The organism is Acinetobacter tandoii (assembly GCF_008867985.1).
GTDB lineage: Bacteria > Pseudomonadota > Gammaproteobacteria > Pseudomonadales > Moraxellaceae > Acinetobacter > Acinetobacter tandoii.
Genome location: NZ_VXLD01000014.1, coordinates 20,399 through 44,911, shown reverse-complemented (window position 1 = coordinate 44,911; position 24,513 = coordinate 20,399). Strand labels below are relative to the sequence as shown.

Annotated in this window: 28 protein-coding genes; 3 read left to right on the top strand and 25 right to left on the bottom strand. The window is 42.0% G+C overall.

The window, feature by feature from the left end; all coding sequences use genetic code 11:
• Positions 1 to 37 precede the first annotated feature (37 nt).
• From F4W09_RS15030 to F4W09_RS15020, 3 genes are read left to right on the top strand one after another with little or no spacing between them, the layout of a single operon-like run.
• Positions 38 to 664, top strand: a complete 627-nt coding sequence (locus F4W09_RS15030; RefSeq protein WP_151505255.1) for a LexA family protein — start codon at positions 38 to 40, stop codon at positions 662 to 664.
• Positions 665 to 679: 15 nt separating this feature from the next.
• The gene (locus F4W09_RS15025) at positions 680 to 1,975 is read left to right on the top strand and encodes a Y-family DNA polymerase (protein WP_151505254.1); all 1,296 of its coding nucleotides are present in this window, start codon (positions 680 to 682) and stop codon (positions 1,973 to 1,975) included.
• Between the two features lie 3 nt (positions 1,976 to 1,978).
• The gene (locus F4W09_RS15020; RefSeq protein WP_151505253.1) at positions 1,979 to 2,197 is read left to right on the top strand and encodes a hypothetical protein; all 219 of its coding nucleotides are present in this window, start codon (positions 1,979 to 1,981) and stop codon (positions 2,195 to 2,197) included.
• Between the two features lie 191 nt (positions 2,198 to 2,388).
• On the opposite strand, the gene F4W09_RS15015 is transcribed toward F4W09_RS15020, so the two are convergent.
• From F4W09_RS15015 to F4W09_RS14895, 25 genes are all read right to left on the bottom strand, one after another.
• On the bottom strand, positions 2,389 to 3,000 hold the full coding sequence (locus F4W09_RS15015) for a hypothetical protein (protein ID WP_151505252.1): 612 nt from the start codon (positions 2,998 to 3,000) through the stop codon (positions 2,389 to 2,391).
• Positions 2,979 to 4,118 carry a hypothetical protein gene (locus F4W09_RS15010; RefSeq protein ID WP_151505251.1) on the bottom strand — a complete coding sequence of 380 codons (1,140 nt, stop codon included), beginning with the start codon at positions 4,116 to 4,118 and terminating at the stop codon, positions 2,979 to 2,981. Before F4W09_RS15010 ends, F4W09_RS15015 begins: the two co-directional genes overlap by 22 nt.
• Before the next feature lie 223 nt (positions 4,119 to 4,341).
• The gene (locus F4W09_RS15005; RefSeq protein ID WP_151505250.1) at positions 4,342 to 4,887 is read right to left on the bottom strand and encodes a glycoside hydrolase family 108 protein; all 546 of its coding nucleotides are present in this window, start codon (positions 4,885 to 4,887) and stop codon (positions 4,342 to 4,344) included.
• 57 nt (positions 4,888 to 4,944) lie between these two features.
• The gene (locus F4W09_RS15000; protein ID WP_151505249.1) at positions 4,945 to 5,337 is read right to left on the bottom strand and encodes a hypothetical protein; all 393 of its coding nucleotides are present in this window, start codon (positions 5,335 to 5,337) and stop codon (positions 4,945 to 4,947) included.
• A gap of 60 nt (positions 5,338 to 5,397) precedes the next feature.
• Positions 5,398 to 5,628: a hypothetical protein gene (locus F4W09_RS14995; protein WP_151505248.1), complete on the bottom strand. Its 231-nt coding sequence runs from the start codon at positions 5,626 to 5,628 to the stop codon at positions 5,398 to 5,400.
• The gene (locus tag F4W09_RS14990; RefSeq protein ID WP_151505247.1) at positions 5,621 to 7,522 is read right to left on the bottom strand and encodes a hypothetical protein; all 1,902 of its coding nucleotides are present in this window, start codon (positions 7,520 to 7,522) and stop codon (positions 5,621 to 5,623) included. Before F4W09_RS14990 ends, F4W09_RS14995 begins: the two co-directional genes overlap by 8 nt.
• Before the next feature lie 14 nt (positions 7,523 to 7,536).
• Positions 7,537 to 7,938 (bottom strand): hypothetical protein, encoded by a 402-nt coding sequence (locus tag F4W09_RS14985; protein WP_151505246.1) that lies wholly within the window; start codon positions 7,936 to 7,938, stop codon positions 7,537 to 7,539.
• Positions 7,935 to 8,228: a carboxypeptidase regulatory-like domain-containing protein gene (locus F4W09_RS14980; protein ID WP_151505245.1), complete on the bottom strand. Its 294-nt coding sequence runs from the start codon at positions 8,226 to 8,228 to the stop codon at positions 7,935 to 7,937. The genes F4W09_RS14985 and F4W09_RS14980 overlap by 4 nt, the downstream gene beginning before the upstream one ends.
• Positions 8,228 to 9,472, bottom strand: coding sequence for a hypothetical protein (locus tag F4W09_RS14975; protein ID WP_151505244.1), 1,245 nt, complete (start codon positions 9,470 to 9,472; stop codon positions 8,228 to 8,230). Before F4W09_RS14975 ends, F4W09_RS14980 begins: the two co-directional genes overlap by 1 nt.
• Before the next feature lie 54 nt (positions 9,473 to 9,526).
• Complete coding sequence (locus F4W09_RS14970; RefSeq protein ID WP_151505243.1) at positions 9,527 to 11,143, bottom strand: hypothetical protein; 1,617 nt, start codon at positions 11,141 to 11,143, stop codon at positions 9,527 to 9,529.
• Between the two features lie 3 nt (positions 11,144 to 11,146).
• The gene (locus F4W09_RS14965; protein ID WP_151505242.1) at positions 11,147 to 13,114 is read right to left on the bottom strand and encodes a hypothetical protein; all 1,968 of its coding nucleotides are present in this window, start codon (positions 13,112 to 13,114) and stop codon (positions 11,147 to 11,149) included.
• Entirely contained in the window at positions 13,104 to 13,523 is a 420-nt protein-coding gene (locus F4W09_RS14960) for a hypothetical protein (RefSeq protein WP_151505241.1), read from the bottom strand. The genes F4W09_RS14965 and F4W09_RS14960 overlap by 11 nt, the downstream gene beginning before the upstream one ends.
• Before the next feature lie 5 nt (positions 13,524 to 13,528).
• A complete protein-coding gene (locus tag F4W09_RS14955; protein ID WP_151505240.1) occupies positions 13,529 to 17,020 on the bottom strand; it encodes a tape measure protein in 3,492 nt (1,163 codons plus the stop codon).
• A gap of 73 nt (positions 17,021 to 17,093) precedes the next feature.
• Positions 17,094 to 17,510 (bottom strand): hypothetical protein, encoded by a 417-nt coding sequence (locus tag F4W09_RS14950; RefSeq protein WP_151505239.1) that lies wholly within the window; start codon positions 17,508 to 17,510, stop codon positions 17,094 to 17,096.
• Positions 17,507 to 18,586, bottom strand: a complete 1,080-nt coding sequence (locus tag F4W09_RS14945; protein WP_151505238.1) for a hypothetical protein — start codon at positions 18,584 to 18,586, stop codon at positions 17,507 to 17,509. The genes F4W09_RS14950 and F4W09_RS14945 overlap by 4 nt, the downstream gene beginning before the upstream one ends.
• Before the next feature lie 74 nt (positions 18,587 to 18,660).
• Positions 18,661 to 19,254: a hypothetical protein gene (locus F4W09_RS14940; protein WP_151505237.1), complete on the bottom strand. Its 594-nt coding sequence runs from the start codon at positions 19,252 to 19,254 to the stop codon at positions 18,661 to 18,663.
• A gap of 68 nt (positions 19,255 to 19,322) precedes the next feature.
• Complete coding sequence (locus F4W09_RS14935; protein ID WP_151505236.1) at positions 19,323 to 20,060, bottom strand: phage tail tube protein; 738 nt, start codon at positions 20,058 to 20,060, stop codon at positions 19,323 to 19,325.
• Positions 20,053 to 20,241 (bottom strand): hypothetical protein, encoded by a 189-nt coding sequence (locus tag F4W09_RS14930; RefSeq protein ID WP_151505235.1) that lies wholly within the window; start codon positions 20,239 to 20,241, stop codon positions 20,053 to 20,055. Before F4W09_RS14930 ends, F4W09_RS14935 begins: the two co-directional genes overlap by 8 nt.
• Positions 20,242 to 20,249: 8 nt before the next feature.
• On the bottom strand, positions 20,250 to 20,681 hold the full coding sequence (locus F4W09_RS14925) for a phage tail terminator protein (RefSeq protein ID WP_016166760.1): 432 nt from the start codon (positions 20,679 to 20,681) through the stop codon (positions 20,250 to 20,252).
• Positions 20,674 to 21,219 (bottom strand): phage virion morphogenesis protein, encoded by a 546-nt coding sequence (locus F4W09_RS14920; protein WP_151505234.1) that lies wholly within the window; start codon positions 21,217 to 21,219, stop codon positions 20,674 to 20,676. The genes F4W09_RS14925 and F4W09_RS14920 overlap by 8 nt, the downstream gene beginning before the upstream one ends.
• A 7-nt stretch (positions 21,220 to 21,226) precedes the next feature.
• The gene (locus tag F4W09_RS14915) at positions 21,227 to 21,664 is read right to left on the bottom strand and encodes a gp436 family protein (RefSeq protein ID WP_151505233.1); all 438 of its coding nucleotides are present in this window, start codon (positions 21,662 to 21,664) and stop codon (positions 21,227 to 21,229) included.
• Positions 21,665 to 21,675: 11 nt separating this feature from the next.
• Complete coding sequence (locus F4W09_RS14910; RefSeq protein WP_151505232.1) at positions 21,676 to 22,035, bottom strand: hypothetical protein; 360 nt, start codon at positions 22,033 to 22,035, stop codon at positions 21,676 to 21,678.
• A gap of 10 nt (positions 22,036 to 22,045) precedes the next feature.
• Positions 22,046 to 23,119, bottom strand: coding sequence for a major capsid protein (locus tag F4W09_RS14905; RefSeq protein WP_151505231.1), 1,074 nt, complete (start codon positions 23,117 to 23,119; stop codon positions 22,046 to 22,048).
• Between the two features lie 6 nt (positions 23,120 to 23,125).
• A complete protein-coding gene (locus tag F4W09_RS14900; protein ID WP_151505230.1) occupies positions 23,126 to 23,509 on the bottom strand; it encodes a hypothetical protein in 384 nt (127 codons plus the stop codon).
• On the bottom strand, positions 23,506 to 24,462 hold the full coding sequence (locus tag F4W09_RS14895; protein WP_151505229.1) for a hypothetical protein: 957 nt from the start codon (positions 24,460 to 24,462) through the stop codon (positions 23,506 to 23,508). Before F4W09_RS14895 ends, F4W09_RS14900 begins: the two co-directional genes overlap by 4 nt.
• Positions 24,463 to 24,513 lie beyond the last annotated feature (51 nt).

Below are 24,513 nucleotides of genomic sequence, written 5' to 3'. Positions count from 1 at the left end.
CTACTTCCAAACACGCCTCGTAGCGTAGGAGTATCACATGTCTAAGAAGTTGCCTATCTACTTCTCGGATGATGCATGGTTGAGCTTACAAGCTCTCATGGGTCAAGACGGGAAACCAAGCCCCACCATCAATACTGTTCTAGAACAAATCGCTGTTCAAAATGAACTTGTTGAGAAATTAGGGCTTACTGCAGTACTACCAAAATCAAAAGTCTCCATTCCAGTCTCTTTGGAGCGTATTCCTGCTGGTCCAGCCTTCAGTACAAAAGACGAACAAGACAAAGCACTCGATCTCAATGAATTCCTGATTCAGAACCCTATTTCTACATTCATAGCTTATGTAGATAGTGAATCCATGCTCGATGCAGGTTTTGAGATCAATGACGCTTTCATTGTCGATCGCAGCATAGAAGCAAAGCATTACGACATCGTAATTGCATTAATCGATAATAGTGCTTCGACTATTAAACGGTTAATGATTACAAGCAAGATGTCTAAGTCTGAAATCAAAGAGATTTTCGGAGATGAAGAGTATCCCCTTCCAGATCTTTGGTTAAAAGCTGAGAATCCTAAATACAATCACATCATTCCCAGCGACAATCAGACGATATCTGTTTGGGGAGTTGTGACTTTTAACTTAAAGCGTATTCATCACCGCTCATAAAAAAGAAAAACAAAAATGAAAAGTGAAAATGAAATATTCGCGTTAGTCGACGTGAATAATTGCTACGTCTCGTGTGAACGTGTGTTTAATCCTGCCCTAAATGATCGCCCAACCATTGTGCTCAGTAATAACGACGGCTGTGCCGTGGCCAGGAGCCAAGAAGCAAAAGACTTGGGTATCAAGATGGGGGTTCCTGTATTTCAAATTCAGGATCTGATCAAACAACATAACATTCAGGTTCTCTCGAGTAATTTCTCCTTATATGGTGAAATGTCCAGACGCTTTATGGAGCTTCTCGGGAGTTATGTTGCATCTGGAGAGCAAGAAGTCTATTCAATTGACGAATGCTTCTTAAAGCTCACCGCATATGAGCACTTATTTGACCTCACAGAATATGCGCAAGATATGAGAACTAAAGCATTCCAGTGGTTAGGCCTACCCTGCTGTATTGGAATTGGTCGCTCTAAAACCGAAGCCAAGATTGCCAATCATCTCGCCAAGAAGAACAAGTATTTTGGTGGCGTGTGTAATTTAGTTCATATGGACCCGTGCTCTGCTGAGACTTTACTGGCTGAAGTTGATGTATCTGAAGTTTGGGGCGTCGGCAGACAGAACTGTAAGAAGCTCAATGCTATGGGCATCCAGTCTGTTCTAGATCTGATTAATGCCAATAATAAAGAAATAAAAAAACAGTTCAGTATCGTGATGGAAAAGACAGTGCTTGAGTTGCAGGGTTTGTCTTGTATCGACTTAACTGATGATGCAGTAGCGAAGAAACAAATCATCAGTAGTCGTTCGTATGGCAGCCCTGTGTATGAAGTGGATGATCTCAAAGCATCAGTACGACTCTATGTAGCCAGAGCAGTAAAGCGAATGCGAGATGATGGTTCAATCTGCAAGATGATTGGGGTTTATATTCAAACCAGTCGATTTGATAAGACTCAGCGTTACTCGCCCTATATCGTCGTTCAGATGCATGAGCATACAGACGACTTGTTACTTATCACCAAGGCTGCGATGAAAGGTATCGATCAGATTTTTAAGAAGGGTTTTAAGTATAAAAAGGCAGGAATCGTGCTGCTCGAAATCACAGATAAATCCAAGTTTGTGCCCGACTTATTTACCGACTATTCGCATAAGCAAGAGCGCGAAAAACTATCCGATGCAATTGAAGCCATCAGTGAACGGTTTGGGAAGAACCTCGTCACGCTTGGCATTGCTAATAATCAAGAAGCCACATGGCACATGAATCAAAACCTTAGATCACCATCGTATTTAACAAAATGGTCTGACTTACCAAGAGTAGGATAAAACATGCACTTATTTAAACTAACTGATGAACAACTTACACAGATCCTAATCCCGAAACGCTTTGTGCCACCTACTCCCTCTGTGCTTGAGCGAAAGGGCATGGTTTATGTTTTTGATAGCGAGGATAAGTTTGAACTGACTTATGATGAGCTGGTGGAGATCATTAGCAAAGCGAGGATGGCTGGACCTAAGTTGATACCAGTTTTAGGGACAGTGAATTAAATATTTATCGTGTGTTCAATATTCATAGGATATTTAGGTTGGGAAACTATAGATTTAAATATTATATGCTGAACAAATAATTAAATGTATGACTGTAATGAAAATGCCGTTCACTAAAAATTAAGGTTTAGAAACCTGAAAATGGGGTAAAAAACCTGATAGATCTTTTACCCCATAAACTACATCAATAATTAATTTTTATTTATTTTTTCTAGGGCTCTTTTGACGTCTCCAGCCTCTATAAAATCAATAATAGATTTATTTAATAAAATATTACTGAGAAATTTTTTTATTAATCTTGACTGATTATTATTAAATAAAGTTAATGAGTTATGTTCATTTACTTCCATTAATAATCTTGAAAGCCACTTATCAAAAGCCACACCTTTAAAAAATTCTGGGTTTAAAACTAAGTTTAAAATTAAAGCGGGTGTGTAAAATACATATGCCTCAGGTGTAATGAAGTAAAATCCATGTGCGTACTTATTCAAATACTCAAATGGTACAACTCCCCATGTTCGATAATGATTAATAACTCGTTGCTCTTCATTAATTGCTAAAATTAAATCATTTTTTTCACCAACCAATAAGTCACTGTTTTTTATTTCATTGAGTAGATTGCTCTTCGAAAAATAATCTACAGCATTCAAATCATAAGGCTGTTGATGAGGATACCTTCTCAAGTAACTAGTATCTGCAAAGTCCTCTTCTAAGAGAGTAAATCTATCTTCCAAATGAACATCATCAAAAGCATCATGCAGCTCTTGAATAAAAATTTGGTCTACTTGAGATAATTTGTACATTTTAAAGCCCCATTTCTACCATCTTGCTCTTGCTGAACATGTCCTGGATCTAGAGGAACCCAGCAAGAATTTTCATTTACTCTAGCTTGGACAAACTCATTAAAAGCGTTAATTCTTATAAATAATGCTGTATTGTCCATTTCAGGCAAACACTTACCTAAACGAGCAGTTTCTACTTTGGCTAATTTGGTTCTCTGAGTAATTACTGGGTAATCTTCTTTGGTGCATACCCAGCATTGTCCTGATTTACTCATTATACCACTTGGGCATTTCGCATTATTCTCCAATTGATCAACAATCGACTGTTGAGTGACTTGATCATTTGCAGCATCCGCAAGTATCTGCGCAGCAGCATCCATTGTCGCCACTTGAGCATCCAGACTTCCGGCATCAGCATTTTCAATTATTTTTTGTGCAACGGTTTGGAGAGGTAAAGTTTTTTTCTCTTCTTCAAAATCAGGATTAGGAGCAAATGATTTAATGGTAGCTACTTGCGTGCTGTTTGATGCTGAAGAATAGGAATACCAAACAAAATGACATTTATAAATATCATCATAAGAAGTCTTTTCAATTGTATGCGAAACATACTTAAGCAGTCTTGTATCCGCTGGTTGAGCAAACTTAAAACAAGACTCATTAGGATTGTTAGCAATCGTATGGTCATAAGTATTTGTTCTCCACATAAATGGAGTTGGACAATCACTTTTAGTGCAATCATTTTTATAAACAATTTGGTTATTCGCAGGATCTAAAATCCAATCTACTGCCCCTAGTATCTGATCCACTGCAATTGTTAATGCAATATTAGCTGCTCCACCTCTGAGAACCTTTGCTACCTGAGAGGCGTCTGCTGTAAGTACAAATGATGATGTGCGTAAGCCATTAACGGCTTCATAAAATGCTGATGCTCCCAAAGGAATTGGATTAGATGATAAGTTCCATCCCCCAAAAGGTACTGTCATTGAATGCGTAGATATTGATCGAGAAAATGCTTGCTGCGTACTATTTGATGTTAGTTCTGTACTTTGATTGTTTGTGGTTGAAGTGACATCAGATGAACCATTCTCCCCACATCCAACCAGCCCCAGCATTATTGCTAATAAAATTATCTTTTTCATGTAATACCCAAGTTATTATTTGAATGATTAATATAATTAAATATATGAATTAATTCCATAATTTATTAAAATTAAAATTCACTATTAATATTTTCTACTAAATTTAGTGTTTTACTTTAGTTTTATTAAGATCAAACCAGTAGTTTTCTAAACTTACTTGGTTTGATCATTTACACCTAAAAAAATAATACTGCATACAGAACGACTAATCATGTCCTGGCTTTCAGATCACCACCCGGTTCAATACCCATCCATAAAAGTACTTCTCTTGAGATGGATTGCGCTCAGTAATTTCAATATAGCGGTTACCTTGCAATATATTCAGAACTCGCAATAAAGCGGTCTCTCCATCTTTACCGCGCTTGGCCAAGTAGGTTTTTAAAGCTGATAACGTTGCTGGACCATACACCCCATCAACCGCCAAATCCGCCCAGCCTTCTTTACCTTGGTTATTCAACAAATTGAGTGCACGTTGTAAAAGTGGTTTAGCAAAGGCAACACCACAGTTCACGCCTGTATCAAGCAACTCTTCGGCTACTTTTGAGTTGATAGTATTTATCTGGTCAAAGCGAGGCGAAGTCCAGTATTGTTTTCTATAAATGGATTTTGCTAACTCAATAGGCAAATCCTTCATCTGCGCTTTATAGCCATTCGCTCGTGCTACCACCTCAGTAATGCCATATTTGGTCGCACCACCACGATCGGTTGGATCGTTAACGTAACCACCTTCGCGCTGGATCAATTCATTTAAAAACTGTTCGATGTTCATTCCACTTTCCTCTAGGCAATAAAAAACCGCCTTTCGGCGGCATTGGTTGAATTGATGTTATTTCGTCAGGTTGTCTTTCGATTTCTTCAGCTCTTTCATGACTTCTATAATGGTTTTTCCTTCTTGTTTCTCGATGTAATTGAAAATCCAGCGCACAATGGCCCAACCAGGTAATCCACATACAAAGAAGAAGCCACCGAGCGTAATCATCCCCCAAATGTCAGTCACCCATGAATGCAGGGAAAATTTAACAATGATGAATGATCCACCCGCCAGACTGGAGACCACTGTGCAGATTAAACCCACTGCCCATTCTTGTGGTGAGCGTGGCATACGTGTCATTAAGACGACTGCAGCAACCAAAGCCACAGCTAAGGTCACCATAATTGCTGCACCATAAAATTTCAAAAGTGCTGTTAATCCAAAACTACTTGTAGAGACAGGCTCCATATATTTCCCCAAATTTTTGACATAAAAAAACCGCTTAATGCGGCACTTACTTCTTTTCACTCAAACTTCAATATTCATGACTTCACCTGTTGGTGCACTCCTTACAATTAATTGCCCACGTACAAACACCCGATTGCCCACTTCAAATGAGGTTGATGCTGAACAAGCCACCAAACCTGATCCATCAATGACCAATACCTTATAGTTGGGATGCTTCGCAGTCTGAACAGTACCCACAAACTCTGAATCCCTTGGAATAAGATCCAGCAGACGTTTATATGCATTACTCATGATTAGCTCGCTCCACGATGACAGTCTGAGTGACCTTACTGTAAGTAAATGAGTAACTGACCGAATCTACAATGCCCCACCACTCTGCATTAAATGCCAGGACATCTGCAGGTTTGCATTGACCAATTTCTTGAGCTAAAGGCATAGTAAATGTATGCATCTCGACCATTCCTGCTTTGGCCAATGCCGACTTAGCATAAGCTCCCATCACCGATGCGGAAGTGAACAGATTGTTGTTAACCGTCTCTACCATTACATCGCCACTGGTGCCTGTGCGTTTCACCAGCCCTGTAGCACCTGTTTTGTCATTGGTGAGGCTAATGCCGTTATAATCTGGATATGTCTCATAATCCGTAGATAACTCAGTGACAATTGATTCAGGCAACAGAATGTCATAGTCATTCATGTTCATCGAATCCCAGAAAGTTTTCTTATAAAGAGGCTTGACCGAAATCGCCTGACTATTCGCTTCGCTATATACAAAACCACCTGCAGCTGCAGCAATTTCTTGAATGGCTTTGATCGGCGTCAATCCTGAATAACTAAAGCTTTCAGTAGGTACAATCCAACCCAATGCATCGATCAATTGCCAATTCAATCCAAGATCCGGATAAGCTGATCGATCAATCTCAGCCTGAACCAATTGCACTGACGTACGTTCATTTTCCTGAAGGAACGCCCGAGGCGGTGAAGATGGTGAATCCAGCAAAGCTGATGGACTACGCCCCGTCAAAGTATAAGTTTCTTTGGCAAACTGCCGTGATCGAGTGCGGTTCTCAAGCAACATCAAATGCTCAAAGCCATTCACTACAATTTTCAGGATAACGGGCTGTCCTGCAATTGGATCTAACTTTGACAATTCCGAGGCAGGAATCATCAAGCTATAGGACCAACACCAACTCTGCCGATCGGTACGGTAGTTACCGCTTAGCACATTAATGTTTTGCCCATTATCAAAGCGCGTTACGCTAATTTCATTCACGATATACCACCATGGTTTTGGAGCTATTGCAGGTATGCAGTCGTCTACGCCAAAATTCAGAATGACGTTGTGTGCATCAACATCAATACACAAGCAGTTAAAATCTAGATCACCACTCCCTAGATATTGCGGAACTTGAGGTTCTGGCCAAGGCTCAATTACATGTTTGCGGTAATAAGTGGGCCGAGCCTTTTCCCAGAGAATAGAATCCTGAGTGACAAGCTCTAAACCTTTATCCCAGTCAAATAAAAATTGATGCTCGAAAACCTGTGCAACTTCATGACTGAATGTCAGCTGCTTACGCTTGCGAATGAGCTCATCCCATCCTGTGAAGTGCTGAATCCTTAGCTTGGCTGATTCTTCAAAAACCAAGCTTTGATTGATGAAGGACTTTTGATTCTCTTGCCAATACAAATAACCTGAACTACTTAACCCTGTGCCTTGTTCAAAGGCTTTTTGCACTGCTACCCTAAGTGCAAGCCCTGCCTGAAAGTTACTCTCAGCAGAATGACTAATGGTCAACCCTGAGTCATAAAAAAAGACACTGTGATGTGCCTTAAAGTTTGGTTTTGACCATGATATTTCAGGTGTAGTCAAACATGGAATTGCTCTCTGATATTCAGCAACCCAGTAAGTTTCAATACCAAGTGTATGATTAATATCGTTGATGCCAGATATGCTGGCTCGAATAGACGTATCAATTACAGCAAGCAAGGCACCTCGATTATCAATATTCCCCCAATTTCTACCGCTGATTTCAGCCTGAATATTGGTATTGATCGTAGCGAGTAAAACACCTAATTGTGGCTCAACATCAGCATAATTTAATACAACGTTATGGCTATCGATTGGTGTAAGTGGTTGCTCAAAATCAAGTACGACATTATGCGCGTCTGGTGGCGTGTAAGACATTGACCACCTCTAAATCAGTAGGGTTTCAGAATGATGCTGTCGAGTTTTTGATGAGAGCCCAGTGCAATATCAGCGCTATTTAAAACAATATCTGTGCCTGACATACCAATTGTGAAATCTGCATAAGGTTCATCATCTCCATTGTATAAACGAGCCCAGATAGCAGTTCCTGCTTTAGCTGCCAGAGCTGTGTCAGTTGGATAGAGCTCAATCCCATCAACTAATACTTGCTTGATGCAAGGCTCGGGCAATGATAATGTACATAATGCATTTGCAGGATTTGCTGCGATTTCAGTGCTCTCAGGTTTAGTGTCGCTGTAATACACGAAATATGCGGAACCACTACCTGTATCCAAAAAATCAGCATGTGCTTGCAGGGCTAAAATTCCTGCTTTTTTTGATATTTGTACTGTCATTTCGGCACCACCAAGTCCGCAATCACTGCGTTAAATGTATTCAATGGGTGATGAGCAATAATTGTGAATTTAGTTGCTTTGAGATGATCAAATTCGAAATTACCATATTGATCAGTAGATCTATTCATAATTACTCGTCCAGTTGAGCGCTCAATAAGGCGAACATCACAAGGGTAAGGTATATTTAATTCACGGATCTGTCCTTTAATTGAAAGACCTTTAAGATTATCGAGTAGATTTGATTCAATGCCATTGCATACTGCTGCTTTAACTTTTAATCCAATTAACATTACAGATCTCCAATCTTAACCACCAGTTGACCCTGGGTACCTGCGCTAGAGGTAATATTTACGACTAAATATACAGATCCATCTTTTTCAAACTGCTGTAGATGTGAATATGGTTTATTTTGGTAAAGCCAGTAAATATTCGGTATTTCACCACGCAAAACATTATTATTATCTTCCATAATGTAGACTGGGCCAAAGGGTGCTACTGATGTTAACGAGTAAGCTCCAACCATATTAGTGCTACCCGTAACACCCATTTGGTAAAGTGAAATGACCCCGCCTGTTGTGTAGTTTGATGATTGAGCATAGTTTTTAAATAAAATTAAAGACCCTGATGCTCGCAAAGATGTGAGGCCGGAAGGAAACCCCATACCCGCATTATTTGCTCTGTAATCAACATGGCAACTCAAAAAAACATTACTCAAGTCAGATAATAGTAATGACCGATGATAACCAAATCCATAACAAGCAAAGTTTGCAGTATCGTTTAATGTTGTCGTTGGGAAAATATAAAAATAATTTGCTGTACCTACTAAAATCCAATTTCTATTTCCTGTTGCTGGTGAGCTAATTAGAGATGGTTGCTGATTGAATGCACTAATATTGGCATAATGCCACTTCGCCCACCCATTAAACCCTGTGGTACCACTACCCGTACCAACCCAATTTTTATCAGGGTTTGCTGAATCAAATGGTGCTTGGGTTCCAAGCATCGTATCGATATCAGTCATATCTTCCACAATTGCAACTTTGGCAAACTTAGCGTAAGTGGTTGTATAAGCTGGGTCCATTGCATCAACAACACGTAAATATGGACGGCTAGGTAATGAGATGTTTGCAGATCTATACGCGGCTTTTCCAGCAGCACTAAAAGGTTTTAACCAACCAATCGGCGGTAGTGAGCATGTCATGGTACCTGTTGCAGTACTTATACTAGGTGCAGATGCGAGTTGAAATGTAATGGTATTCGCATTTGGCACAGTGAGAATCCGATGCTCACCATTAAACTCAGCCTGATTCGCTCCGGCTATTTTAATCACTTGGTACTGCATAAAATTATGCGCTGCACCAAATGTTGCTGTCACTGTCGTTCCACTGGCAGTTAATGTAGCTACGGTTTGCGAACCAAACCCGTTGACCAGACACGCATCGAGCACATCGATCATGCAGCCAAAATTATTGGTCAACTGGGGTGCATTGTTATTGGTATGCACATAGAACTTAAGATCTGTACTTGCAACCATATTCTTTTATCCAATAAAAAGACCGCTTAAGCGGCCATATTCTGTTAATTCACTTTAGACATTGCGATTAATATCGCCTCGGAACATGATCTGAAATTGATCCGAGATTGTTGTCGGCTCAGACTGCTTCACCGTGCGAATGCACCAAACTGGGAATGTTGCTGCTTTGGTATTGAAACGCAGTACATTGCCTGATACCCAACCTGTTCCCCAACCTTCTTTCTTGATGGTGAAATAAGGAGAACCAGTAACTGGGTTGATCGGAGAGCAATCTACATTAATTGAACCCGTTCCAATTTGGCCCGCATCCTCACCAATAATTCTGAAGTTAGTGGTGTCGGTAAACACAATCGCCCAGCATTCCTGAATCGCACCTTTATTGGTGACTTGAATCGGATAAAGCGCATCATTGTAATTGGCTGAAAGACTTGCGCCTGTTGCTGTATCGACCCATGTGTTATTCCACACAGACTGGACAAATTTATTGGTATAGCGCGACTGCATATCATTGATGACTAAAGCGGATCCAACCACTGTGTTCTCTGCTTGATAGTTGTGCGTCAAAGGCTTGGTAAATGTCACTTGGCCATTAATCTGCACATCATTAATCAAGCCCATATCCTGATAGCGATGCTTTGCCGAGATTGGAGCAACCAAAGCACCCAAGGCAAAATCACCACCCAGAGTCACACGCCCATAATCATAATCCACCGTATATAAATCAAAGGGCACTTTGCTTCCATGGGCATCCTGCAACTCGCACCACGAAATACGCTGATCATTCAAGTTGTAAGTTTGCCCTGCAACATGGCTTGGCAACTCTTGAAGCTTGGTTGCACTGATAATCCCGAGATCCCCCACACGAAAAATGGGTACTCGCCCATCTGGTGGCAAGCGCGTTGCAGAGAGTCCTAGGATATCGGCATCCAGTGGAATATAGGTATATGCCACTGCATTGAAACGCACGCTATCCGCAGCAATCCAGAATGGCACATTGATATAATGATCTGTGCCTTCAATAAATTCCAATTCAGGCAAATACCATTCTTCAGCTTCGATTTCAGCACGATTGGCTTCTGTAATCTTGGTTTTGGTATAGAAATAAATATCGACAAAACCAGTTTCATAGTTAATCGAACCGTGAGCCTGTGTCGTCTCAATCAGACCAGCTTCATTCGCAGTCAGGGTTAACTGCCCTCCGCTGATTGCGCCTACAACAACGGTCAGAGAACCAGGACGAATCGGAATCGTTGGTGTTCTAAAACTGACATGGTGAATGGGCAAAAGATCAGTTGTAGTCGTGAGCGATTGGAGTGTGAGCGTGTTATCCGCTCCTGGTGTCCAGCTATCAACAGTGACAACACCTGTACCATATTGAATAGATCCACTCTGTGTTGCACTGCCTGTGGTCGGATCTACATTACGGTAAATTAAACCACTGCGGTCAATAAAGGTGTCTGCACCCGCTTTAAAGCGTACTGAACCAGTAAGAATCTGTTCATCAAAGCCATTAGTGAGATCAAACTTAAGGTTTGATGCCGTCACTTGTTTAGAGCCTGTAGTTTCACTTGCAGTATCTCGGTAACGCACAGTGATATCAGTCGTTCCATAGGCTTTATAGGTTTCTTGCGTCGCAATAACTTTGTCAGTCTGTGGTAAATAGAAGCCCATCTTTTACCCCGCTAAATAGTAAGATTGAGATTTGAAATTTTGCGAGTAGCGTGTGTAGGTTGAATGTGGCGTGATCTCCACAGCACCTGTGGTGTAGTTAATCGTACCCATGACATTACCCAGTCGATCGACCAAATTCCCCAAGGTTCCGCTTACTGGCACATCCGTGATCAAGACAGAACCGCCCGCCTGTAAAAGCTGATTGGTTAATGGAATATCAAGTTCAACACTGTTAGGTTGAATGGCTGCACCTGCACCAATAGTAAAAACCAGCTTGTTATTCGCATCAGGAACAACATCAGTAACCACTTGCGACTCAGGTTCACCATAATCAAACACGAAGTTAAATACGGTGCCTTTCTGCGGAAGCTTATTCGGTATCAACTTTCCAGTACCTGCGGCATAGTTAATGCTTCCGATCGCATCCCCTGTAAATTGCCCTTGCGCATTGCTAGTTGCGGTTTTAGTCACTCCATCAAGTAACCATGTGGCAGTGACACTGCCAGACTTAACCCCTTCTTGCCCTAAATCAAATTCAATCGCTGCAGGTAATACAGCAAGATTTGATCGAGCAAAAGTGGTAATCGGCGAACCCCATTGCAATAGAATCGGTGTTCCGACATCAGGTAAAGCGCCTGTGGTTAACAGCCATGATCCCGTCTGATAGTTAACTGTACCGCTACCGACTGCACTGTTTGCCCCAACCAAACGCCCTGTGCCATTGTCTTTTAAGACATAGAACTTACCTTGCGCCATATAAGAAATCGAAAGTGCGCCAGGTGCAGGAATCGGAAGTAGTACTCCTGTCCAGTTGGTTCCTTGGTTATTCTGAGTCACGGGCAAAGCATAGGACTCAAAAGGTTGGTTGGGTGCTGCAGCAGGTGTAAAGGTGATATTCAATACCTGATTACCTGTACCAATAGCATTGGTCCACACAATCTGACCTGTTTGATAATCAATACTTCCCACTTGGGTGCCTGCTGCCGTGCGAAGTGTACCGCCACTGTCCGTGATTAATTGGCTGAACAAACTAAACGACATACTACCCGGCATAACGCTAGAGCCGAGAAAGAGGCTTTGTGCTGTATTCACGTTTGTTGTGAATTGAACTGTAATCGTTCCATCACTCCCTGCAACCAGTGCGGTATTTTCACTGACTGCATTCAAGTCCAGCAAGGGCGTTTCGACTTGGGAAGATGGGATGAGCTGAGCATAGATACTTTCAGCATTGACGGTAAAGCTGCCCACATTGACATCTTCAACCAGATCCACACTGGCATAGTAACGACCACTATCCGCGACGATCGTGTCCCGAATGATGGTTGCTGGCTTGGTATTGTTGTACCACTGTGTCGCGGACACACCAATGAAATCTCGGCTGAGTGGGTCATTGAATGAATAAGTTGCGATCTTGAACTCAACATTGCTGTTATTCACTCGGACCGTGCCAATGCGCGTTTCAACTGCAGTTAGGCGTAGAAACTGAGTGACTTCATTTGCTGTACCTTCATTCACAACAAGTACGATCGTATCACCGACATTGTTTTCAGTTTCAGACTTATCCATGGCCACTTGAATTGACTTCATACCCATGTAAGCCGCGTCAAGTAAAGATCCAACCGCCTGTGCACCTTTGGCCAAATAATTCTCTACACGGTTTTGAGCAGCTGCTCGTTCATCTGTCCATGATTCTGTACTGAACAGTAAAGCCGATACATTCGGATCTGCTGGATTCTCTGAAATGAATGCTGTAGCTCCCATGAGTGGATCTGTATCTTCATTGGTTAGACCAGGAAAGATCTTGCGCATCGAGACATCACCCATGGTACGGTCAAGTTCGGAGATATCGGGGAATAGGTTATTGCTCTCCCCGTCCACCACAATTTGACCTGAGTATTTACCCCCACCATCTTCTGTGTCAGTCAAACGCTGCGACTTATAAATGACCAGATTATTAGTTTCAATTGGCATGGTTTAGCTCCGTAAATCGCATAGTGACACTGTAAAATTCATTCTCAGAAGCGGCAGGAATGCCCTTAACTGGTTTGGCCTCAATCGCATTTTCAGCATGGTTAAAAATGACATTGAACTCGCGTTGATCACTGGCATATTCAAACTTCAGGGTGAATTCTTCGCCTTGAACCGCCGACCAATCCTTCAGAATTGAAAGAACTGATCGTTTCACCCAGCCCATGCCATCGGCTGCAGGTTGTAAGGTAATCGGACGCCCTGATTTCTTTTTGCCTTCTTGAATAATCAGCGTGCCATCTACAGCTCGCTCTTGCGTCTGTTCAATCGGCTTCCAATCAAATTCATCCGACCATAAAAAACCGTCTTCTAATGAGACGGTTTGGTTTGTTAATTTACGTGTTAGTTTCATTGCATTCACATCGCTCGTTTAAGTTGTTCAAGCTCACTCAAAAATTCATCAAAACTTCCTTGGCCGCTCTCTGCAACAGGTACACTGATGGTTTTGCCATTAATGGTGATGTTGTTCTGTACGACTCTCTCCTTAGATTGCTCTACGTTGGTTGTCGGTACCGCAACATTCACTTCAGGTGCCAAAGCATTAACAGCCGTGCTCTTGGTACCTGCTGTTGCAGATCCTTGACCTGACATATATCGCGCCAGTAACTCATTCACTTTTTGGGTACCGAATGCAGAGGTTTGACCATTGTTTAACAACTTCTCAAATGCCTTAGCGGTGTATTCATCACCGCGTGCACGTGCATCCCTTGCCTTATTCTTATCAATCTCTAAACCTTGATTCAGAATGTTCTTGGCAATCTTGGCTGCTTCAGCTTCGTCGTAACCCATACCAGACAACTTAGATTGAATATCGGAAACGTTATAAGTCGTAAAGTCAGCACCTACACGTTGAGTCTTATTCTCCTTCTCAGCTTTGGATCGAGCATCCATCATCTCATTCCATGCTTCGATTGAACTTTTGGCTTCTTCACGGATTGCCCGTCCCATCTCACGGTAGGCACTAATAGCTCCTCCCGAGACCCGCTGAGAATGGCTTTCAACAGCCCTATTCATTTCATCATAGGTCTGTACAGTCACGTTTCCAGTTTCATCAACTTCAACATTCAATCCTAATTGAGCTGCCTTAGCTTTAGCTGCGGATATGGTTACTTGATCCCCAGAAGCAACTGCAGCTTGCATTGTCCGTTCATAAGCTTGTTTCAATTGATCAGCAGTAGCCTTACCACTTGATTGAATCGTATTGAAATCTGCTAAGGCAGACTGGGCAGCAAGTTTAAGTTGCTCCTTGGTTTTAATACCCAAGCGCTCAAAAGCTTGCTCGACTGGATCTAAATCATCAGGTAATTGCTGAGTAACACGGCGAATTGCCTCTATACCCAGTTCTACTTGCTTAGTGGAAAAAACACCTTGTTTCTCAAACTCTAAAAGTTTAGCTTTAGCTGCATCCACTTCCGCTGGGTTCTTAGCTGTTTCCAGCCATTTAACCCAAGCCAAATACGTTGCTTCACCAGCCTCTTTACCCTTAACTCCCATCAGCTCTAGGCTTTTTGCAAAACTATCAAGTGATGATTGCTTAGAAGAAAATCCATCTGACACGCGGTTAAAGACGTTGTCTAAATCGAGTCCTAATGCATCAGCCGCTTTACGACCTGCAGCCAACTTTCCTTCTAAAGAAGCAACCGATTCAACACTGGTTACCATAGCACTTACAATGACTTTGCCTGTGCTATCAAACTCAGCCTTTAAGCCCTGAGTAGCAAGTTGAGCATTCAGAACTTTCAGTTGAGCCATACCTGCAGCATCAGCTGATTGAATCATTGCTATGGCAATGGCTTGTGCAGACTCAATCTTGGCATCAGTGATTTTTTGACTTTCAGCCTGATAGGCTTTTTCCTTAGCATCAAGCTCAGCCAAGCCTTTCGTGGCCAGATCAATAGATGCTTGGTTACCAGACTTACGAGCATCAAATAGTTGTTGCTCTAAGCGAAGACGCTCATCACTGATAGCTTTGTAATCAGATTGATGTTTTTCCTCTTGGGCTTTTAGCTCATCAAGTTTTTTCTGATTATCCGCTATGAGTTCCTGATTCTTTTGTTCCTCAGATTTCTTGACGTTATCAATTGAGCTTAGTGTTTGAGACTCAAAGTTCTTTATCCCATCAAAGCCTTTGTCAAAATACTCCTGTGACTTAGCTCTCATTGCCTCCATGTTGGCAATCGCTTGGTCTTTAACGTCACCCCAGGTGAATATAGATCTCAGTTCATACCAAGCTGAAGCCAAACCATACAAGGTGCCAGTGAATAAATTCACCACAATGCCAATAGACTTAAATCCATCACTCAACAATCCAACGGCGATATTGAGTAAATCAATAAACTTCTGAAATCCACTGACCTGTTGTCCAGCTGGGTACAGTCCATCAGTGAATCCTAATACGGCAGAAAGGGCATCGCTAAATAAGTCGTTTGTTGCTTCACCAACCTCAAGCACAGTATTAAATAAGCTTTTAATGGTGTTGTAGATGCTGACTAATGCGATTTTAAGTGAATCTAAAGTAGCTTGATCGTAGATGCTCGAGTAATAATCGCCAAAACGTATAAGCCCTTGTCCAATATCATCAATGATTGGTTTCAAAAGACCCATATTATCGGCAAGGGTGGACAACCATTGCGCTACAGTAGCAGATGCTCCATTTGCCTGATCCATTTCACCGATCAAGATCTGCCAAGAAGTGGCAATCTTTTGCAACGCATTCGAAATCGTGGTTGGGAACTGGTTGTATGTTTCTTGGATTGATGCAGATTGAGACTGAATTGCCTTGATGACGCGCTCTGATGAAAGCTCACCATTCTCAGCCATCTTACGCAGCTCACCTGTGGTAACTCCCAAACCCTTAGCTAATGCTTCCGCCAGTCCATAGCCGTTTTCCATGATGGAGTTAAACTCTTCACCACGAAGTACGCCACCTTGCATAGCCTGAATAAATTGCTGTACAGCTGCTTCACTTGCTTCTGCTGATCCACCACCAATTTGAATTGCCTGTGTAACGGTTTTGGTTAAATCAAGGGCTTGTTGTTGCGACATCCCCATATCTTTACTGATCGTATTGATACGTACGAATAAACTACCTGTAGCCTCAAGAGTTGAATTAGTCATCAAGGCAACTTGATGGACACCAGCCATTGCCTGATTAAAGTTTCCACCCTCTCGGGTAGCAATATTTATTCTTACTGAGAGGTTTGTATAAGTATCAGCTGCTTGAGCTAATTCTCGAATACCAAGACCCACACCCAAAGCGCCCATTGCTCCAACTAATGCAGTAACAGCAAACTTAGCGGCACCAAACCCTTTTGAAAGTGCTTCTACCTTAGAGTTTGACTTTTCTGCCTGATTACCAGCATCAGCAACCGCACCGTTAAAGCCATCGAACGCTTGATCAACCTGCTGAACTTCTTTTTCAAGTTGATCAACTTCAGCCTGAGCACGATCAATGTCCGCTGGCGTAGCTTTGGTGTCCGCAAAGTCTTGTAATTTCTGTTTTGCTTCAGCGAGATCTGAATTAACTACATCAATCGCTTTTTCAGACTTACGACCAAAATCAGCAAAGTTATTTGCAGCTTCACTTGCATGCTCACCTGCACCATTAATAATTTCAGTTGCCTTAGTCAGTGATTGATTTAGACTTTCGACTAATTCTTTAGTGCCTTTAGGAACAATGTTTTCTAGCTCTCTTGAAATAGACTCCGAAGCCTTTCTAACCTCTTCAGCTTCACGCTTAATTTCCTCAAAGACCTTAACAGTTACATCTTGGGCTTGCTTGGTATTGGCGACATAATCCTTGGTGTCTGCATCCATCACCAACTTAAACGTTAAATTCTTTCCAGACATAGAAACCTCAAATTATGGACAATAAAAAACCGACTCGCTTGAGTCGGTTACGAATTTCAAAACTGTTCTTTATTCAATCTAATAATTTTGACCAATTAGTAGCCAGAAATTGATCATTCTTACTTTCAACTACTCCTGAAGTTGTTATTCGCATATTTTCAGCTGTTAAAACCAGCTCAGGAATCTCGTCATTAAACTCAAAAATGAACTGATATTTCCCATTCCCCAAATCGTTAACATCGTATTGTGTAATATAGAATTGTCCACAATACAAATCATTGGTAATGCTGAATTTATCTATTGATGCATTTTCAAAGGTGACTAATGCCTTTTCAAGTGAGTACCGCTCTAATTCAAAGTCAAAATCAGAAAAAATGTGGATGTATAAAATAACGTCGAATTTCCATAACTCTGGATTCCAGTCTAACAAGAACCCATACAATCTTGAGTCATGTAAAACACCTAAATACTTATCAAATTTGTCAGTCATGGTGCTTCTCCACATCCGCCAAAATAACGCCCTCTAATGCAACGCCCATCAGGTAATTGGTTGTTAACATGGTAATGCCAATGTACTGGACTGCCCGTTTTCTCCATACAACCATGTGAACCAGCATTAGGGTCAGGATTTCGACCATGTCTTTCATAGTGTGTAATTTTATTGAATTTTACACCTGCAGGTGGATTACATCCTGGCAGACAATTTTCATCTTTACTAGGGTTACAATTATTTGCATTAGCCTCTAAGTCATCAACAATTTCTTGCTCTATCTCTTCATCATTTGCAGCATCCGCAAGTTTCTGTGCGGCTGCCGCCATTGTGGCCACTTGAGCATCTAGACTTCCAGCATCTGCATTTTCAATTACTTTTTGAGCAACGGTTTCTAGAAGTAGATATTCTTCTTTTTTTAAAGAAGGATCATAAGCTGGGTTTTTATTTCTATAAATATTACCAAGCATTGATGTTTGATCATAAAAGCAATATCTATCGTTGGACTTTGCTATCTCCTCAGCATTGGCAATCTTACCTGCTAAACGTGTAGTACCAGCTATCAAATTCTCACAAGCTTGCAATGCTGTTAGACCAAATGCTGATTGGCCATTACTCATTTTTGAACCCGTAGAGTAATAATATTGGACAGTAGGATCTTTAGGATCTAAAGGCTTAACTGTATATTTAATTCGATTATTCGCAGGATCCATCACCCAATCAACAGCCCCGAGCAACTCCTCAACTGCTACTGAAAGTGCATAACCAGCAACTCCTTTCCCTAATACTTTAGCTACCTGAGAAGCATCAGCTGTAAGTACGGCTGATGAGGTGAGTGCGTCCTTAGTACCTTCGTATAATGCTGATGCCCCCAAAGCCTTTGGATTAAATAAATGCCACCCATCAAAAGGCACTGTCATTGAATACGTAGATATTGATCGAGCAGATGCTTGTTGAATGTTATTTGATGTTAGTTCTGTACTTTGATTGTTTGTAGGTGAAGCGACATCAGACGACCCGTTCTCCCCACATCCAACAAGCCCCAGCATTATTGCTAATAAAATTATCTTTTTCATGTTATCCCCTCTAATTTTCAGGAATAATATTTTAATTAAAGGTAAAAATAAATAGCAGGAAATTAAAGATTTTTTTATTCCTTCAATTCATCAATAAAACTTTTGAATTGCTTCGCTGCCGCATGATGAGCCATACGGATGATATTAGATTGAGTGGCAATATTCTGCTTTTCACGCTTCACTACTGCTTCGGTATAAAGCTTAAATGCTCCATAGGTCATATTCATGATGCTTTCATGGCTATGACCATTCGATACCAACAACTGAAATGAATCAAACCAAGTGGAGCTCTGATCGTCTACTTCAGTACGCTTCTTACGGCGTTTCGATTTCTGCTCTTTATCAATGAAATATGCCTGATTGGCTTTTAGGCCTGTTTGCAGTAGTTGAATAAATACTTCCTGATCTTGTGCCGTATTTAAGATCGCTTGATGATCTAGATCAGTAATAAGCTGAAGGATTACTACACATTCAATCAAATGCTCTTGAATCACATTCTTTAAAATTTCATCTGAATAATCACTCACATTTCCCAGCATATTCTTAATGGGATCAGCTGCACCTACCCATAAATCAAACTGGCGCATGAGGATCTGACGTACCTCAAGTGAGACATCATCTATCTCAAGGCTTAAGCTACGGTTCGCTGCAATGAAGAAATCATTCATGATGGAATCCTAAAAAACAGGCACAAAAAAAAGACGCTCATGCGCCTAGTATTTTGTGCCTGTAAAACTTATGCTACGGAAAATCGATCAATACAACCGAATGGACCAGCTTGTGGATCATTCGCTTTGGATGAATCTGCTAAACACTCACCTTCAACATCGAATGATGCAAAGTCTTCATTGATCAAGTCAAATTCAGTATCTGGTGAGAACTGAACTCGCCACAATTCAACAGAAAGCTTGTCACCCGAGTAAGTATCAATCCCTTTGAATAGTAAGGCGTACTCACGCCCAAAATGGGTTGCCATAGCTGTTCGCTCTACCACACCTGCACTACCTGACCAAGTTACAGGTCCCGCAGGTTCTACAAGAAATTCGACTGTGCCAAATACCGCATCTAAACTGTAAGTGGATGGATCGATATTCGTACTTCCAGTTTTGAAAGCAACCCCAGTTAAATTGCGATGACCAAGGCTGATCATGTGACCCGCCTGAACAGTTCCCAGTGATTGATCTGCAAGGGCTTGAACTGTCGTTTTGGCTGTTTCACCACTAAACAAAATATTCTTGTTTTGCTTATTAAGCTCTTCAAGAGATCCACTAAATGTCACACCAGTAGCTTTACGCAAAATTGCATCTTTTGCGCGTGTCCCATCTATAGCAGTGAAATGATCAGTTGAGTCAGATGAAATCGCAATTTTCATATTGGGTGCATTACCCATCGTCAAATAAGGCCCCACTACGCCATTAGTAATTAATGCGGCAAGCATCTCACCTTGCAGTGAAATTAGATCAGGTTTAGCCATCTACTTTAGCCTCTTTTGCTGTTTTGGTTTGTACAGCAGGCTTAGTCTCAGAAGCTTCCTTCACTTCTTCAATCACACCACGCTGCAGTAAGTCTTGGATCTGTGCGGCGGTCAAACCACCCACTATATCCCCAGTACGAAAACGCCCGACAGTTTGCCGGGCTTTGTATTGCTTAGTCATATGGTTTCCTATACGAATGTTTTTGATTCAAACACCAAAGTGATATACACACAGGTAGTCGAGTAATCCTCCTCAATCGCAACCAAGTCTAGCGGTCTTGCACTTGACGCTGGATTCCAACCACATAGAAGCTCTAGAACCTTTTGCGTCAATATCCCAGCTCGATCCAGTGCTTCAGCTCCATTACTCAACTGTGATGCAGCATGCCGCTCAACAACAGTTACTTCCCATTGCTTGGCAAGCATGTTGGTCGATGATCGTCCCGCATCATCTACTTTACGTACACGGCGGTAATACACCTGGGCGTTTGGAGTTACCTGTGTCATTTCAGTGATTTTGGCTGAATTAGCTGGTGTATAAATCATCTTAAAGTCGGCAATTTCGCTGAGTTTTTCGGCAATTTCAGAACGAACAGCAAAGAAGTTTTCTGCATCACTCATGGGTTAAATGCTCCACAATTATATCCATCACCTCATTTTCATCGGACTCGGTGAGCCCCAAGAAAGGACGGCGAGGCATATTGACCTTGTATGGTTTACCCATAGTTTCCTGCATAAAATTAGAACGAGATTGACGTACAAATCGATTCCCAACAGTACCGCCACGCCCTTGTCGAAAGTAAGTCCTTCTCATACGGGCTTCATGATGGATCTCACCACCAAAATGATGAATTGCGGCATATTCAACATCTGTCCCAATCTCAACACCATTCGGCAGAACGTTATGAGTAATTGAATTCATCAAGCGTGATGTATCTCGAAGCGTGGTCCCGCCTTGACGAGCCACCCGACCTGAAATACGCCACTTACCCTCTAAGCCTTCGCCCACCATCCAACGGCGTCGAATGTTGTTTGAGACTGTAGAACCTATCGCCTCAAACAATTGCTGCTTAGTTTGATCAAGCCCTGAGAATCGCTCCAGCGCTTGAACTATTAAGGATTCACCATCTGCCTGAATGGTGATACCAACACCAGACATAAGCACCTCACTTGATGCTAGGCATCTTGTCTAAAGTTGCATCCCCAAATACACCTCCACGATATGTACTACCGATCGGCATCGTTGCTGGTGCATTCGCAGGCTTTTCTTCAGTGACTTGGTTTTGGTCGTTAAGAATATTGAGAACAGCCTTTCCATCAGCAATTCGCTTGAGATAGTTAATCTCTGCTTCATAGCGATTTTCAACTTCTTCGGTAGGATGCTGAAAATACAAACGATATCGCACAATATTGCATGCGACTCGCTTTAACGTACTTGGGATGTTAGGTAATGGCAGCTTGTATTTCACCGCCACATAACTATCAATCTCCTCAGTAGCATCACGAATGGCTTCGTCAATTGAATTCGTGGTTGATAGCATGGATTCCAGCTGCTCAACCTCATTACCAAACCGAGCGATTAAATCCTCACGCGTTGCATACATGGATCACCTACTTATTTTTCAGTTGGCGTTGCAGCCTTCTTAACCTCGGCAGTAGCTTTTTTCAAAGCCGCTTCTGAAGCATTCAGGGATTTCTCCAAACCTTCAACCTTCGCTTTCAGCTCTGCATTTTCTTGTTCAGCCTTATCCTTAGCTTCAATCAGCTTAAGTTCATTCGCTTTCAGCTCTGCAACTTCTGCAGCAAGATTTGCCAACTGTGCTGCGGTACCACCCGCCTTAGGTTCCTCAGGCTCTTGATATTCTTCAATAGCCCCAGTTGCTAAAAGGGCCTGAAGTTGTTTAGCTTCAAGCCCTTTAATTTCTTGTCCTGGTCTAAAATGACCGATGGACTGTTTTGCAATGTACTTCGTCATTATTTATTCCTTATACAAAGCCACGACCACCAACAAGACCATTCTTGTTATTCGGTACAGCTAACGGTGAAGATTCAGCAAGCAATTGAATGCTAGATGGGTTCTTTTCTTGCCATTGGCTTAAATAGAACTCTAAAGCCTGACCAAATGCCTCCACGTTCTGCAAGGCACAGTGAGCAATCCAGCCATTTGCATCAGAAATCAATCCAAAGAAATCTTCAGGAATAAAACGCTCTACACTGCCACCCATATTGTGCTTGGCATCATAGGTCCAAATTTCAATGTTATCGACCGTGCCACGGAACTGCGGCTTATCAGAATGATCAAAAGTCGGGGTGATTGGAACACTAATACCCGCGTACGGCGCAATGAATTTTTCTTTGAATTCCGCATCCTTAATCAAGGTATTGAATACCTTGGAGGTAGTTAATGCCATATTCGGAGAAACACCTGCGTGTTCAACAGACAGGTCAATCATGGTTTGAATGTCTTGTACTGCAGTTGCACCTACTTGCCCCCATTTGATCAATGGAGTGAAGTTACAAGCTGGGTTACGCTCATAGTCAACTTCATACATTGGGAAGTCGGCAGAGGCGAATGTGGTTTTACCGTAAAGCAGTACATCTCGTGCGATCAGCAATTTTCGATTTTCAATTGACTGGCGTAGGTAAAGTGCTTTCTGAGCTTGGTCAATCAAAAGTAAGTCAGCATCAGAAAGACGATTTGAGCCTGTAGCAATCACACCAAATCGACGTAATTGAGCGATCAAAGCCGTATTTTGAGACTTGCTAGGAGTGATCGTCATCATCGGCTTTAAATAAGCCGGCTTAACAGATTTCACTTTACCAGACTCACCAACTTTGATCTGGCGACCAGCAGCTGTAGGTGTGACAAACGGGGCTAGTGGGGTTGCCGTATTCAATTCACCTACTGGAACAACATCTTCTGTATATGACACACGCTGAGGGAAGAAGCGGTCCATCAACCATGTATCTACACGTTGAGTGGTATCCGTCAACAAAACCAGTTGAGGCACGTCCAGTAATTCAACTGGCATATTTTGGAATGTAAATGATTGACTCATTAAGGGTTACTCCGCGACTTTGCGCAATTCAAGTTTGTTCTTTAATGCCTGTGCACGAACGCCATCTACCTGAGCTGCGGTGAGTTCTGTGCCATTCACTGTAACTACATCCACATCGAAGGGACCCTGCACATAGATCGGCATTTCGAGTCCGTTATTAACGTGATATGTAGATTGTTCTGCCGTAAAGTCAGTGACAACAATGGCTTCCCATACACTTAACGCATTACCCGTAAATGTTGGGTGCGTTACTACGTTATTTGCATCAACATGTACGAGATCACCGCGTTTATATGCGGTGCCCGTAGTGGGTTTGGCATTTTCTGTTCGTACACCATCACCAACAATCAATTGTTTGCTGACGAGTGTTTCTGTAATTGTTTGACTCATGACTTATGAGCTCCTTGTTGTGCTGCAGCAAATTGTGCAAATGCTTGATCTAATGCAGAGCCTTGTGGCTGACCTTGCCCTGCTTGTCCACCCTGACCACCAGTAGCTTGGTGGCTAAACAAGTACTGTAAGTGAGCTGGAACGGTGTTAGTTTGCTGTTGTTGTTGACCTGCAGGAGGCTGACTACTTGCCGAGAATTGGCGAAGTTGTTTTGCTGAAAATGCAAAAGCAGAGTCATCTAACGTTTTCATTTCCGCAATATCTTCAGCACTAAATTCTTTGCCTAAATCTTTTGCTAAAGCAGTAATCTCGGCTTCACGCTTTGCTGCTGCGAATTGTTTGTTTTGGGTTTCAAGCTCTTGAATGCGGGCTTTCGCCTGTTCGAGTTCGGTCACATCCGTTTCCTCTTTGGTTGGGTTAGGGTTAGATTTGCCTGAGAAGGCTTTGATTGATGTATTGCGGTCAGCTCCTGTTGAACAGATCGTGAACTCACGAATCCGGTTTTGACGGAATACAGTGACTGGACCCTCAAAAGTCTGGCCATTCACTACCACTTGTTTACCTTGAGCCACTTCTTCTATAGATCCAGGATCAATCATCATGGACATTTGAAATGGAAACCCATCGTCAGAATCCTGTACGATTTCTTGTGCCTTGGTATTAGTTAGGAAGTCTCCCGATACATTGATTTTTCCATTGGTATCGACTTCTCGTACCACACCGATTCGACTTGAACTAAAGTGTTCTTCAAGCAACGCTGTAGGCCGATCAATCTCAATACCATCAAGGTCGAATACAACTCCTGAACGTCCCCAGTACCAATGACCATCGACTCGCCCACCAGCATAAGCGGTACCATTGAATTTCCGCTTTTGCCCTTCTTCTGCTTTAGGCACCTCAATTGCTGATGCATTGAATAGGTACTTCAAGCGTTCTTCATTTTGTTCTGGCATTTTCATGCTCCATAAAAAAACCGCCTATAAAGGCGGTTTTGAATGATTGTG

Bases quoted from the DNA above. Each gene is read 5' to 3' on its own strand.
- F4W09_RS15030 (WP_151505255.1), top strand. From the start codon at position 38: ATGTCTAAGAAGTTGCCTATCTACTTCTCGGATGATGCATGGTTGAGC.
- F4W09_RS15025 (WP_151505254.1), top strand. From the start codon at position 680: ATGAAAAGTGAAAATGAAATATTCGCGTTAGTCGACGTGAATAATTGC.
- F4W09_RS15020 (WP_151505253.1), top strand. From the start codon at position 1,979: ATGCACTTATTTAAACTAACTGATGAACAACTTACACAGATCCTAATC.
- F4W09_RS15015 (WP_151505252.1), bottom strand. From the start codon at position 3,000: ATGTACAAATTATCTCAAGTAGACCAAATTTTTATTCAAGAGCTGCAT.
- F4W09_RS15010 (WP_151505251.1), bottom strand. From the start codon at position 4,118: ATGAAAAAGATAATTTTATTAGCAATAATGCTGGGGCTGGTTGGATGT.
- F4W09_RS15005 (WP_151505250.1), bottom strand. From the start codon at position 4,887: ATGAACATCGAACAGTTTTTAAATGAATTGATCCAGCGCGAAGGTGGT.
- F4W09_RS15000 (WP_151505249.1), bottom strand. From the start codon at position 5,337: ATGGAGCCTGTCTCTACAAGTAGTTTTGGATTAACAGCACTTTTGAAA.
- F4W09_RS14995 (WP_151505248.1), bottom strand. From the start codon at position 5,628: ATGAGTAATGCATATAAACGTCTGCTGGATCTTATTCCAAGGGATTCA.
- F4W09_RS14990 (WP_151505247.1), bottom strand. From the start codon at position 7,522: ATGTCTTACACGCCACCAGACGCGCATAATGTCGTACTTGATTTTGAG.
- F4W09_RS14985 (WP_151505246.1), bottom strand. From the start codon at position 7,938: ATGACAGTACAAATATCAAAAAAAGCAGGAATTTTAGCCCTGCAAGCA.
- F4W09_RS14980 (WP_151505245.1), bottom strand. From the start codon at position 8,228: ATGTTAATTGGATTAAAAGTTAAAGCAGCAGTATGCAATGGCATTGAA.
- F4W09_RS14975 (WP_151505244.1), bottom strand. From the start codon at position 9,472: ATGGTTGCAAGTACAGATCTTAAGTTCTATGTGCATACCAATAACAAT.
- F4W09_RS14970 (WP_151505243.1), bottom strand. From the start codon at position 11,143: ATGGGCTTCTATTTACCACAGACTGACAAAGTTATTGCGACGCAAGAA.
- F4W09_RS14965 (WP_151505242.1), bottom strand. From the start codon at position 13,114: ATGCCAATTGAAACTAATAATCTGGTCATTTATAAGTCGCAGCGTTTG.
- F4W09_RS14960 (WP_151505241.1), bottom strand. From the start codon at position 13,523: ATGAAACTAACACGTAAATTAACAAACCAAACCGTCTCATTAGAAGAC.
- F4W09_RS14955 (WP_151505240.1), bottom strand. From the start codon at position 17,020: ATGTCTGGAAAGAATTTAACGTTTAAGTTGGTGATGGATGCAGACACC.
- F4W09_RS14950 (WP_151505239.1), bottom strand. From the start codon at position 17,510: ATGACTGACAAATTTGATAAGTATTTAGGTGTTTTACATGACTCAAGA.
- F4W09_RS14945 (WP_151505238.1), bottom strand. From the start codon at position 18,586: ATGAAAAAGATAATTTTATTAGCAATAATGCTGGGGCTTGTTGGATGT.
- F4W09_RS14940 (WP_151505237.1), bottom strand. From the start codon at position 19,254: ATGAATGATTTCTTCATTGCAGCGAACCGTAGCTTAAGCCTTGAGATA.
- F4W09_RS14935 (WP_151505236.1), bottom strand. From the start codon at position 20,060: ATGGCTAAACCTGATCTAATTTCACTGCAAGGTGAGATGCTTGCCGCA.
- F4W09_RS14930 (WP_151505235.1), bottom strand. From the start codon at position 20,241: ATGACTAAGCAATACAAAGCCCGGCAAACTGTCGGGCGTTTTCGTACT.
- F4W09_RS14925 (WP_016166760.1), bottom strand. From the start codon at position 20,681: ATGAGTGATGCAGAAAACTTCTTTGCTGTTCGTTCTGAAATTGCCGAA.
- F4W09_RS14920 (WP_151505234.1), bottom strand. From the start codon at position 21,219: ATGTCTGGTGTTGGTATCACCATTCAGGCAGATGGTGAATCCTTAATA.
- F4W09_RS14915 (WP_151505233.1), bottom strand. From the start codon at position 21,664: ATGTATGCAACGCGTGAGGATTTAATCGCTCGGTTTGGTAATGAGGTT.
- F4W09_RS14910 (WP_151505232.1), bottom strand. From the start codon at position 22,035: ATGACGAAGTACATTGCAAAACAGTCCATCGGTCATTTTAGACCAGGA.
- F4W09_RS14905 (WP_151505231.1), bottom strand. From the start codon at position 23,119: ATGAGTCAATCATTTACATTCCAAAATATGCCAGTTGAATTACTGGAC.
- F4W09_RS14900 (WP_151505230.1), bottom strand. From the start codon at position 23,509: ATGAGTCAAACAATTACAGAAACACTCGTCAGCAAACAATTGATTGTT.
- F4W09_RS14895 (WP_151505229.1), bottom strand. From the start codon at position 24,462: ATGCCAGAACAAAATGAAGAACGCTTGAAGTACCTATTCAATGCATCA.